General features: G+C 30.9%; 10 protein-coding genes. 4 read left to right on the forward strand and 6 right to left on the reverse strand.

All coding sequences use genetic code 11. From position 1 onward, the window contains the following. The first annotated feature begins 107 nt into the window (after positions 1–107). The gene (locus LPB302_RS06145) at positions 108–1757 is read left to right on the forward strand and encodes an acetolactate synthase large subunit (protein ID WP_053975251.1); all 1650 of its coding nucleotides are present in this window, start codon (positions 108–110) and stop codon (positions 1755–1757) included. 4 nt (positions 1758–1761) lie between these two features. Beyond that, positions 1762–3129, forward strand: a complete 1368-nt coding sequence (locus LPB302_RS06150) for an NAD-dependent succinate-semialdehyde dehydrogenase (RefSeq protein WP_053972909.1) — start codon at positions 1762–1764, stop codon at positions 3127–3129. 58 nt (positions 3130–3187) lie between these two features. On the opposite strand, the gene LPB302_RS06155 is transcribed toward LPB302_RS06150, so the two are convergent. Then, a complete protein-coding gene (locus LPB302_RS06155) occupies positions 3188–3763 on the reverse strand; it encodes a hypothetical protein (RefSeq protein WP_053972910.1) in 576 nt (191 codons plus the stop codon). Between the two features lie 102 nt (positions 3764–3865). Between LPB302_RS06155 and LPB302_RS06160 the strand changes: the two genes are divergently transcribed. Continuing rightward, positions 3866–7069: a cytochrome c biogenesis protein CcsA gene (locus LPB302_RS06160; RefSeq protein WP_053972911.1), complete on the forward strand. Its 3204-nt coding sequence runs from the start codon at positions 3866–3868 to the stop codon at positions 7067–7069. 58 nt (positions 7070–7127) lie between these two features. After that, positions 7128–7643 carry a hypothetical protein gene (locus tag LPB302_RS06165; RefSeq protein WP_053972912.1) on the forward strand — a complete coding sequence of 172 codons (516 nt, stop codon included), beginning with the start codon at positions 7128–7130 and terminating at the stop codon, positions 7641–7643. A 63-nt stretch (positions 7644–7706) separates the two neighbouring features. Here the strand turns inward: LPB302_RS06165 and LPB302_RS06170 are convergent, their stop codons facing one another. The 5 genes from LPB302_RS06170 to LPB302_RS06190 form a co-directional block, all read right to left on the reverse strand. After that, the gene (locus LPB302_RS06170; RefSeq protein ID WP_053975252.1) at positions 7707–9320 is read right to left on the reverse strand and encodes a LysM peptidoglycan-binding domain-containing protein; all 1614 of its coding nucleotides are present in this window, start codon (positions 9318–9320) and stop codon (positions 7707–7709) included. A gap of 5 nt (positions 9321–9325) precedes the next feature. After that, positions 9326–10861 carry a glutamine-hydrolyzing GMP synthase gene (gene guaA / locus LPB302_RS06175; RefSeq protein WP_053972913.1) on the reverse strand — a complete coding sequence of 512 codons (1536 nt, stop codon included), beginning with the start codon at positions 10859–10861 and terminating at the stop codon, positions 9326–9328. A gap of 83 nt (positions 10862–10944) precedes the next feature. After that, complete coding sequence (locus LPB302_RS06180; RefSeq protein ID WP_053972914.1) at positions 10945–12009, reverse strand: 3-oxoacyl-ACP synthase III family protein; 1065 nt, start codon at positions 12007–12009, stop codon at positions 10945–10947. 122 nt (positions 12010–12131) lie between these two features. Further along, entirely contained in the window at positions 12132–12512 is a 381-nt protein-coding gene (locus LPB302_RS06185) for a group III truncated hemoglobin (protein WP_053972915.1), read from the reverse strand. Beyond that, positions 12513–12995 carry a cytidine deaminase gene (locus LPB302_RS06190; protein ID WP_053972916.1) on the reverse strand — a complete coding sequence of 161 codons (483 nt, stop codon included), beginning with the start codon at positions 12993–12995 and terminating at the stop codon, positions 12513–12515. It abuts the gene before it with no gap. Between the last annotated feature and the right edge of the window lie 32 nt (positions 12996–13027).

The following is a 13027-nucleotide window of genomic DNA, read 5'->3' on the forward strand; positions in this document are numbered from 1 at the left end:
TAACAGAAAATCCTCTGTATTCCTTTAAAATTAACAGTTTTTTGTATGAATACATCAAAACTTTCAACCTAAAAATTCTTAAATTAGAGGAAAATTTACATATGAAAATGAAAACATCAGACTTTATAATTCAAGCTCTAGAAAACGAGGGTGTTGAATATATTTTTGGATTGCCAGGAGAAGAAAATTTAGATTTATTAGAATCAATCAGAAAATCAGATCAAATAAAATTAATACTTACAAGACATGAACAAGGTGCAGGTTTTATGGCAGCAACTTATGGAAGATTAACAGGTAAATCTGGAGTCTGCATGTCTACATTAGGCCCAGGAGCAACAAATTTAATGACACCAGCAGCCTATGCACAATTAGGTGCAATGCCAATGGTTATGCTCACAGGTCAAAAACCTATTAAAGAGAGCAAACAAGGAAAGTTTCAAATTGTTGATATTTTAGAAATGATGCAACCTTTAACAAAATTCTCTAAGCAAATTACCTATGGTAAAAATTCTGGAGCTATTATCAGAGAAGCTTTTAGATTATCTCAAGAAGAAAGACCTGGAGGTGTGCATATAGAAATACCTGAAGATGTTTGCAAAGAACAAGTTGAAAAACCGCATTTCTTTAATATTATCAATTCTAAAATTCCTTCTGCAAATTTAGAGTCTATTTCTAATGCAGAAAAAATGATAAGAGCTGCTAAAAAACCCTTGTTACTTATTGGTGCAAGTGCCAACAGAAAAAGAGCGAGTGAAGCTCTTACAACATTTGTAGACACCTTAAAAATTCCGTTTTTTAACACTCAAATGGGTAAAGGTATTATCGACGAAAGAAATAAACTATATTTAGGTACAGCAGCATTATCTTCTAATGATTTTATTCATGATGCTATTGAAGAAGCAGATTTAATAATAAATGTTGGTCATGATACTATTGAGAAACCTCCTTTTATAATGGATGTTAATGATAATAGAAAAGTAATTCACATCAACTTTTTTGCAGCCGAAATTAATGAAGTCTATTTTCCGCAATTAAATGTAATTGGAGATATTGCTTACAGTATAGAAAAATTAACAAATGTACTAAAACATTGTGCAGGAAAATGGAATACAGACTATTTTTTAGGTGTCAAAGAAAATGTAGCCAGCCATTTATCCAAGTATGAAGAAGACAATCGTTTTCCTATACTTCCACAACGTTTGGTAAAAATAACTAGAGATCTTTTGGGTGATGAAGATATTGTAACCTTAGATAATGGAATTTATAAAATATGGTTTGCAAGAAATTATCCTGCTTATGCACAAAACACTTTATTACTAGATAATGCATTAGCAACTATGGGAGCAGGTTTTGCTTCAGCAATTATGGCTAAAGAATTGTATCCGAATAAAAAAGTAGTTTCAGTAAATGGTGATGGAGGTTTTATGATGAATTCTCAAGAACTAGAAACCGCAATTCGAATGAAATTAGATCTAGTTGTTATTATTTTGAATGATAATGCCTATGGAATGATTGAATGGAAACAAGAAGGAGAAGGATTTCCAAAATACGGACTAGAGTATCAAAACCCTGATTTTGTAAAATATGCAGAAAGCTTTGGGGCTCATGGCTACAGACCAGATTCTTTAGAAAACTTTAAAGAAATTTACAAAAAAACATTAAAAACAAAAGGTGTTCATGTTATTGATTTGGCTGTAGATTACTCCCTAAATCACAAAATATTGAATGTCTTGTTAAAAGAAAAAACAAAAAAATAAAACTATGAAAAAAGTAACCACAATAAATCCAGCAACAGAAGAAGAAATTGCGAGTTATGATAGATTATCTGCCAGTAATGCTTTAGAAAAGATTGCTAAAGCTAATGAAACATATAAGAGTTGGAAAAATACTTCTTTTGAAGAACGATCAAATCTTATGAGTAAATTGGCTGACATTTTTGATGATCACAAAGAAGAATACGCACAATTAGCTACCCAAGAAATGGGTAAGATGATTGGACAATCTAGAAGTGAAATTGAAAAATGTGCTAAAATCTGTAGGTATTATGCAGATAATATTCATGAGTTATTAGCAGATGAACCTATAAAAACGGAAGCAAAAAAAAGTTATGTTACCTACCAACCATTAGGAGTTTTATTGGCTGTAATGCCTTGGAATTTTCCTTTTTATCAAGTAATTCGTTTTGCTGCACCAGCTGTAATGACAGGTAATACAGGTGTTTTAAAGCACGCATCTAACGTTCAAGGTTGTGCTTTTGCTTTAGAGGATGCATTTAAAAAAGCAGGATTTCCAGAAGGCGTTTTTACCAACTTAAATGTTGAATCAGATGACATCAAAACCATTATAGAAGATAAAAACATAATTGCTGTAACCTTAACAGGTAGTGAACCTGCAGGAAGATCTGTAGCTAAAATAGCTGGAGAAAATTTAAAGAAAACAGTTTTAGAATTAGGAGGTAGTGATGCCTATATCATTTTAGAAGATGCAGATTTAGAAAAAGCTACAGATTTAGCTACTTTTGGTAGATTACAAAATAATGGGCAAACTTGCATTGCTGCCAAACGTTTTATAGTCTTAGAAGAAATCTTTGATGATTTCTTAGAGTTATTCACCAAAAAGATGAAAGAAGCTAAAATGGCTGAGCCTACCAATGAAGATGCATATTATGGACCAATGGCTAGAGTAGATTTACGAGATGAAATTCATGAACAAGTAGAAAAAACAATTAAAGAAGGAGGAAAGTTAATTTTAGGTGGTAAAATACCAAATCAAAAAGGAGCCTATTATCCTGCAACAATATTAGCAGATTTAAAACCTGGAATGACTGCTTTTGACGAAGAACTTTTTGGACCAGTAGCATCTGTAATTAAAGCTAAAAATGAAGAAGAAGCTATAAAGCTAGCTAATAACTCAACCTTTGGTTTGGGTTCTGGTGTTGTAACTGGCGATTCTAAAAGAGGAGAAAAAATTGCGCTACAATTAGAAGCTGGAAATAGTTTTGTAAATAAATTAGTAGCTTCAGATCCAAGATTACCTTTTGGTGGTATTAAAAACAGTGGTTATGGAAGAGAACTATCTGACTTTGGAATTAAAGAATTTGTAAATACCAAATCCATTTGGATTGATTAAAACACATAAAAAAACCTTTGCTTTCGCAAAGGTTTTTTATTTTCTATACTTAAACGATCTATAGTGCTTTTTCAATTTTCTCAGCCATCTTATCTCTGTCTTCTACTAAAAACATAATCTCTTCTGGAGATAGATAATATTTACGCATACGTTCTTTATACACTTCAGAAATTTCTGCGTGATTTAAAATAAAGTTTTTCGTTTTTAAAATATAAGATTCCATTTTATGCTTCACAGCAAAGCTATCAGCAGCTCTCTCTGCTTCCACAATATGATTTTCTGAAAACAAATATTTTAATCCAAACCAAATTAAGTTCAATTTACTTCGATCTTGATAATCCATAATGTGTCCTAACTCATGACCTATCCACCCAATAAAAATATCATCAGGAATATCTAAAGTAGAAAATTCTTTATCAGAAATTTTAAACTTTTTACTTATTAAAATTAAAAACTTTCGCTTTTCTTTTGGCTTAAAAAAACTATCAAAAGTAGGTCTAGCCTGCATTGTAGATTTCTTAATATTCTTTTTTATTATAAACTCTATATGTATATCCTTTAATTGAGGATAGTATTGCAAAGCAACCTCTACTCTCTCTTTAATTTTATTTGGAATTATATGATTTTTATTCATAATTTAAATTCATTTTTAATACTTAAATATAGGGCTAACTAATCCGTTTTTTGTGCTTTTATGCTTAAATTTGTAACTCTTATAAAAGCTTAATTTTTTCTCATGAAAAACTTTTTAAACTTCCTTTATTCTACTCGTTTAATGGCCATTTTATTCATCTTATTTGCAGTTGCAATGGGTGTTGCCACTTTTATTGAAAATGATTATGGTACACAAACTTCTAAAGCCTTAGTTTATAATGCTTGGTGGTTTGAAGTAATTATGGTTTTGTTTGTTATCAATTTCTTTGGTAATATTTTTAGATACAGATTGTATAAAAAAGAAAAATGGGCAACATTAATGTTTCACCTTGCTTTCTTATTTGTTATTATTGGTGCAGCAGTTACAAGATATGTTGGTTATGAAGGTATTATGTTGATTGATGAAGGTGAAACTACCAATACTTTTTTGTCAGAAACCACTTACGTTAACGCAATTGTTGATAACAATCAGGTTCAAAAAAATGTGCACGAACCTATTTTATTAAGCGCTTGGGGTTCTAATTCTTGGTCTTATTCAAGTGATTTTAAAGGATCTGATTTCTCAATAGAATTAGTAGACTACATTCCTTGGGCAGAGCAAAAGTTAGTAGATGATGAAAATGGAGTTGAATATTTATTTCTAGTAGAATCTTCTAGTGGAAACAGGCACGAACATTATATAAAATCTGGCACAGTATCTAACATTCATAATATTTTAGTAGGTTATAATGCTAAGGGTGATAATGCCTCTATCAATATTTTTAAAAGAAACGATTCTTTAAAAATAAAAACAAAGTTTGATGGTAATTACAAAATAATGGCCACTTTAACTGATGGAGTTGTTAAAAAAGATAGTGTTCAAGAGTTTAATTTGCGTTCACTATACAATGTTGCAGAGCTTCCATTTGTAGTGCCAGAATTACCTAAAAAAGGAACCATGCAAACGTTAAGTGGTCCTAAAGACGATAAGAAATTAGATGTTATTGTTGTGGATGTTACTGCCAATGAAGAAACAAAAAGAGTAGAATTAACAGGTGGAAAATTTAACGTAGACAATACTCAAGAATTTACTTTAGATGGTTTAAATTTTAGACTTTGGTATGGTGCTAAGGTATTAACTGCGCCATTTAGCGTAAAGTTAAACGACTTTCAATTAGAAAAATATCCAGGTTCAGAAAGTGCAGCTTCTTATGCTAGTGAAGTTACTGTAATTGACAATGAAGAATCTTTTGATTATCGAATCTTCATGAATCATATTTTAGATCATAAAGGATATAAATTTTTTCAATCTAGTTATGATTTATCAGGAGAAAGAGAGCAAACGCACTTGTCTGTAAATCATGATTTTTGGGGAACTTTCATTACCTACTTAGGTTATTCTCTTTTATACACAGGTATGATTTGTATCTTCTTTGCAAAACATACTCGATTTGATTCACTAAAAAAATCATTAAAGAAAATAAGGACTAAAAAAACAACAATGTCTCTAATTACTGCATTGTTTGTTTCTTCATTTGCTTTTGCACAAGAAGCAGATCATGATCATTCAGACCCAAATCATGTTCATGAGCCTGTAAAAACAGAAGTAGTAACTCAAAAAGCAGATCCTCATAAAGTAAATAGAATCACTAATCAACAGATAGATTCTATTTTACAAGCAAATAAAATTTCTTTGGCACATGCTGAAGAGTTTAATAAACTGGTAATTCAAGATGCAGGAGGTAGAATGAAACCTGCCCATACTTTCGCTTCTGAATTGGTGCGTAAAGTAAGCCAAGCAGAAACTTTACATGGCATGCAACCTAGCCAAGTATTGTTATCTATTATTGAAAATTCTAGACTTTGGTATGAAGTACCTTCTATTTATTTAGAAGAAGAAAACATGAAAATTCGTGAGCAGTTAGGCCTTGCAGATACTGCAACCTATGCACGTTTATCTGATTTTTTTACAAATAGAGGAGAATATTTAATTCGTGAGCAAGTTGCTGAAGCACAGAAAAAAAATGTGCAAAATAAATTCGAAAAAGATTTAATTAAAATTGATAGAAGAGTTGGTTTACTATACTCAGCTATTGGTGGAGGAATTTTAAAAATTTACCCTATTCCAGATGATGAAAACAACAAATGGATTTCACAGCCAGAAACATTAATGGAAAAAGGTTTTAAAGCTGCTGACACTATTTTTGTGCGTAAATCATTGCCTTTATATGTTCAATTGCTTCAAACAGCTAAAAAAACGAATGATTACTCTAAAGCGAATCAAGTTTTAGACGGAATTAAGAAATTCCAAAAAACTTATGGAGCAGCAGTTTATCCTTCAGAAGATAAAATAGAACTAGAAATTGCCTATAACAAATACAACATCTTTAAAAAGTTAGTTCGCTATTATGGTTTTATGAGTCTATTGTTAATTGGGTTTGTAGTAGCACAAATTTTTAGCTCTAAAAAATGGATTAACTATGTTGTAAAGGTTTTAATAGGTCTTACAATTGCTTTATTCTTATTACATACAGGTGGTTTAATTTCTAGATGGTATATCAGTGGAAATGCACCTTGGAGTAACGCTTACGAATCTATAATTTATGTAGCTTGGACAACGATGCTCTTTGGTTTTTACTTAGGTAGAAAATCGGCATTAACAATTGCAGCAACTACATTTATAACTTCAATTATACTATTTACTGCAAGTATGAACTGGTTAGATCCAGAAATTGCCAACCTACAACCTGTTTTAAATTCATGGTGGTTATTAGTACATGTATCTATTATTGTTGCAAGTTATGGACCATTAACCTTGGGTATGATTTTAGGTATCTTTTCTTTGTTTTTAATTTTGTTTACGAACAAAAACAACAAGCAAAAAATGGATCTTAATATCAAAGAAATTACCATAATTAATGAAATGGCTGTAACAGTTGGTTTAGTAATGCTAACTATTGGTAACTTTTTAGGTGGTATGTGGGCCAATGAAAGTTGGGGTCGTTATTGGGGTTGGGACCCTAAAGAAACTTGGGCCTTGATTTCTATTATGGTGTATGCATTTGTGCTACATATGCGTTTAATTCCTGGTTTACGAGGTAGATATACCTTTAATCTTTGGACGGTTATTGCATATGCTTCTATAATGATGACTTACTTTGGTGTTAACTTCTATTTATCTGGTTTACACTCATATGCAAGTGGAGATCGTGTAATAACACCTAGCTCTGTTTATTATTCTGTAGGTTTTGTAGCTATTTTAGGAACACTTTCTTGGTTTAAGTATAAGAAATACTATAAGAAGTAAGTCTATTTCTGATAAAAATGTATTTTTGCATTTCAATTTTAATCACTAAAAACAGACAATGTTTAATAAAAATATAAAATTAGTTTTAGCAGTCCTTATTTCAATTTGGGCAGTTTATGAATTTTGGGAAGGAAATATTTTAAACGGAATTTCTATTCTTTTATTAGCAGGTATTTTTATACTGCTCTATTTTAAAAATGAGTTCATCTTATTAGCATTCTTACAGTTACGTAAGCAAAATTTTCCTGCAGCTCAAAAATGGTTAGGTTATATTAAAAATCCTGAAGCTGCCTTAACTACTAAACAGCAAGGTTATTACAACTATTTGCATGGAATTATGCTTAGTCAAACAAACATGACACAAGCAGAGAAGTATTTAAGAAAAGCGGTACGTTTAGGTTTGGCTATGGATCATGATTTAGCTATGGCAAAATTGCAGTTAGCAGGTATTGCAATGACGAAGAGAAGAAAACGTGAAGCGACTAATTTAATGGCTGAAGCTAAAAAGTTAGACAAACATGGTATGCTGAAAGAGCAAATGCAAATGATGAAGCAACAAATGAAGAAAATTTAAGTAGTAATTAAATCAAAAAAAAATCCGCTAAATAGCGGATTTTTTTTATCAGAAATATTGTAATTATTTAAGTCTTGTTAAGGTCAAATCAGGATTGTATTGCACAATAAACAAACCTCTATTCTCTGTACTACTATCTCTATAATCAAATCTCGTATCTACTCTTTGAGAAACTCCTTCATCAAAAGTCTTCTTTAATTTTTTACCAGAAGCCAATCTCATTAAAATATCAAAAGTAATATCAAAACCTTTAGTTGCGTAATAAGAAGGTAAAGTGTTGTTTTTTCTTAAAAACTGTTTATTAAATACTCTTGAAGCTAAAGAATTGGTATCATCAAAATCATCGCTTACATAAGTAAAGCCTAATTTTGCTAATTTTCTATTATCTACTTTATCGTAAACTCTACCTTTATCAAAAGTAAAAACCTTTGCAGTAGTTTCTTCTGGCAAGCTAATTAAGCTATTAATAACATCTGAAACCACAATATTTTTATCTGTAGCAATTACTACCCAATTGTTTGTATTTGGCTGTAATAATTCTAAAAAACGAGATTTTTCTATAAACCCTTCTATAGGTGATAATACATTCACATTCTCTATAAATGCTCCAGATTCTATAGAAGATTTCATAATATTTGCTGTTAGAATTGATGATGCTTTTTCATCACTAACAATAATAACATTACCTACAATTAAATTTTCTTTAATGTAACTTGCTAACTCATTTCTAAATACTTCTTTGTCTGGTGATGTTTTAATGATATTAGATGCAAAAAAATTGGCTTGATCTGCAGAGTATACAGGATACACTATTGGCGTTCTAACATTAGATGATAATGTTTGAACCTCTTCTGAATACAAAGGCCCAATAATTACATCGTTCTTATTTAAGTTCTCTTGAGTTATAATACTATTAAATTTACTACTTCTTCTATTACCTGTATCATAGACGTTTAACTCAATATCTATACCTCTACTTCTTAAAGAATCTACAGCAATCTCTGCACCTAAATAAAAATCGGTAACAATATTTACTAATGTTGAATTACTTGCAAATGTTTCTTTTAATCCAATAGAATCTGGCTCGAATTTATCTGCTCTAAAAGGGAGTAGTAATGCTGCTTTAATTTCTTGCCTTGGTTTAATAAAATCTAAATACAAATACTCATCTGAATCTACAACTTTAGAAATTCGTTTAATTTTTAAACTCATTCCTTCTTTTAAGCCTTCTTTTAATTCCGGATTTAAAATTAATAATTGATCTTTACTAACATTATATAAATTGGTTAAACTATAAAAAGTATCTCCTTTTTGCACTTCGTAAATGACAAACATTTTTTTCAAATCATCTGTCAAATCATTTTCAACATTTAAACTATCTAAGGTAATGTTTGGATCTAAAGAAACTTCATTGATACTTTCTTCATTCACATCTACCTTATTCTTAAAACTATTTAGCTTTTGCTCTGGAACAACAATAAAAGTATTTGGTTTTGGTTCGTTTACAACATCAGGATTTAAACGGATTAAATCTTTAGTTTGCATGTTTAACTTCTGAGCAATTTTGCTCATAGTATCACCACTTTTAACCTTGTATTGTATGTATTTTTTTTGCTGTCCACAAGAAACTGTAAACGTTAAAATACATAAGAAAATAAAAAATTTTAAATGCTTCATATAAGTTATTCCCATTCTATAGTTGCAGGTGGTTTAGAGCTAATATCATAAACTACTCTATTTACACCTTTTACTTGATTGATTATTTTGTTTGATGTTTTCTGCAAAAATTTATAAGGTAAATCTACCCAATCTGCAGTCATTCCATCTGTACTTTCTACTGCTCTTAAAGCTACTACTTTTTCATAGGTTCTTTCATCGCCCATAACTCCTACAGAGTTTACAGGCAGCAACATTGCACCTGCTTGCCACACTTTATCATACAAACCATCTTCTCTTAAACCATTAATAAAGATAGCATCTACTTCTTGCAAAATACGAACTTTTTCTGCAGTTACATCTCCTAATATTCGAATCGCTAAACCTGGTCCTGGAAAAGGATGTCTTCCTAACAACTGTTGATCAATTCCCATAGATGCACCTACTCTTCTTACTTCATCTTTAAAAATCATTCTTAAAGGTTCCACAATTTTAAGTTTCATAAAATCTGGCAAACCACCTACATTATGATGACTTTTAATAGTAGCTGAAGGTCCTCCATTTACAGATACAGACTCAATAACATCTGGATAAATTGTTCCTTGTGCCAACCATTTAACGTCTTTAATTTGATGAGCTTCATCATCAAAAACATCAATAAACGTATTTCCTATAGCTTTTCTTTTTGCTTCAGGATCACTTAAACCAGCTAATTTGGTTAAAAAACGTTCAGAGGCATCTACACCTTTAACGTTTAAACCCATACCTTCGTATTGTTTTAGTACACTTTCGAACTCATTTTTTCTTAACAACCCATTATTTACAAAAATACAGTACAGGTTTTCGCCTATAGCCTTATGTAATAAAACAGCTGCTACAGATGAATCTACACCTCCTGAAAGCCCCAAAACCACTTTGTCATTGCCAACTTTTTCTTTAATTGTAGCTACTGTACTATCTACAAAAGAATCTGGAGTCCAATTTTGTTCAACACCTGCTATATCAACTAAAAAGTTTGCTAATAATTGTTTACCATCTGTAGAATGATACACTTCTGGGTGAAACTGAATTCCGTAAGTAGTTTCTCCTTCAATTTTATAAGCTGCATTTTCTACATCAGCAGTACTAGCTAATAAAACTGCATTAGTAGGTAATTCTTTGATGGTGTCTGAATGACTCATCCAAACTTGGCTACCTTCTAATATATTTCTAAAAAAAGCTTCCTCACTTTTTATGTATGATAAATTTGCTCTACCATATTCTCTTGTATTCGATTCTGCAACTTTTCCTCCTGAAAAATGCGCTAAATATTGTGCACCATAACAAACTGCCAACATTGGTTTTTTACCTCTAATTGCAGATAAATCTGGATGCAATACCAATTCTCCTCTAACTGAATTAGGGCTACCTGATAAAATTACAGCTTTAAAATTTTCTACATTGTCTGGTAAATGGTTGTAAGGATGAATTTCACAATAAATGTTTAATTCTCTAACTCTTCTCGCAATTAATTGAGTGTATTGCGAACCGAAATCTAAAATAAGTACGTTGTGTTGTTGCATGCGCAAAAATAATATTTTGATATTAGATTTAGCATATATACATATTAGAATTTTGCAAAGTTTTAGTATTTGCTAGCTAATATTTAGAATTTGTAGACAATTGCATTGATATTCATTCCTGCTCCTACAGATGCCAAGATAACAACATCGCCTTTATTTACTTCCTGATTTTCTATTTGCCCTTTTAAAACTAAATCTAATAACGTAGGCACAGTAGCCACAGAACTATTTCCTAATTTATGAATACTCATAGGCATTACTCCTTCTGGAATTGGCTTTTTAAACAATCTATAAAAACGCTTTATAATGGCTTCATCCATTTTTTCATTGGCTTGATGAATGAATACTTTTTTAACATCATCTATTTCTAAACCACTTTTATCTAAAGCAATTTTCATCGCCTTTGGTACATGTGTTATGGCAAATTCATAAATTTTACGACCAAACATTTTTATATAACGTACATCTTTATCTTCATGTTGATTATAAGAACCTCCAAAAAATAAATAGTTGGCTTCATCTTTTGCAAAAGTTTGTGAAGCATGGCTAAGAATACCAGAATCTTGATTTTCCGTTTTTTCTACAATACATGCACCTGCTCCATCACTATAAATCATAGAATCTCTATCGTGTTTGTCTACAACTCTAGACAATGTTTCTGCACCTACAACCAAACATTTATTAGCAATACCTGCTTTTATAAAAGCTTGAGCCTGAATTACTCCTTCTATCCAACCAGGACAACCAAACAAAACATCATAAGCTACACAATTAGGATTTGCAATCTGTAATTTTGACTTAACTCTAGTAGCTAAGCTTGGTAACATATCACCTTGTATAGCACCTTCTTTTACATCCCCAAAATTATGCGCAAAAATGATGTAATCTAATTCTTCTGGATTTACATTGGCATCATGAATTGCTTTTTCTGCAGCAAAAAATGCCAAATCTGAAGTATTGTATTTTTGTTGTGCATACCTTCTTTCTTCAATTCCAGTAATGCCCTTAAATTTTTCAATAATAACATCGTTACTCGTTTCAAATTTTGAACCATCATTATTCAAAAAATCAAAATCCAAGAAATCGTTGTTTTCTTTTTTTAATGAGGGAATAAAAGTTCCTGTTCCAGTAATCTTTGATGAAATCATTCTAATTTTCTTTATTGCTCGAAGTTAAAAAATAAATGACACTCTTATTTACTATGCATGCATAGTAATGGAAAAGTCAAAAAAGCAATTCAAAAAAATTAAAATGATAAAATAAAGCGTGTTTATTTATAGATATTCATCTTAAGTTGCATTACTGTTGCAATTGAGCTTGCTCTATTCTTCATTACAATCGATTTCTCACCACTAAAATTTGCATCAATCACATCAAAAAAATACGATATCCAAACATCAAAATGAGACTTTTTGAACTTCATATTACGATGCACTGTAAGATGTTTTTGCATCACATTTTTCTTATAAGTAACAGTATCAAAAAGAACATCATTCCAAAAATCTGCAATCGATTCTAGGTGCGCACTTAACTCATTATTGTTAGTGATTTCTTCAAAAAACGGAAACATACTTTCATCACTTAATAACTTATCGTAAAAAGAGGATATGATAAAGTGAATGTCTTTTCTTGAGGCGATGTCTGGTTTCATTTATAAGTAAGAACTGTCAAATGAGAAAGGAAGCAAAGCGTTTAAAGAGTCAGTTTTAATAATCTCACCAACTTCACCCATAAATAAAATCGGAAAAGGTTGTTTCTGTTTTATTTCGTATTCAGATAAAGACTGTCTACATGCTCCACAAGGACCCACAGGTTTGTCTACTTTAGAAATAGATGAGCTTGCTGAAATTGCCAGTTTTAGCACTTTCATATCTGGATATTCTGAACCAGCTCTCCAAATAGCAACCCTTTCTGCACACATGCCTGAAGGATAAGCTGCGTTTTCTTGATTATTTCCCAAAACAACAACTCCATTATCTAACAATAATGCTGCACCAACACTAAATTTAGAATAAGGTGCATAAGCTTTTCCTCTAGCTTCTATGGCTTTATCCATTAAATATTTATCCTCTTCATTTAACTCAGAAATATCATTATATAAAGTTGCAGAAGATTTTATTTCGATATTTTTCATATGCTTAAAGTCAAAAAAAGCAGCCTTAATTA

Origin of the sequence: Polaribacter dokdonensis (assembly GCF_024362345.1) — a bacterium.
In the GTDB taxonomy this organism is placed as follows: domain Bacteria; phylum Bacteroidota; class Bacteroidia; order Flavobacteriales; family Flavobacteriaceae; genus Polaribacter; species Polaribacter dokdonensis.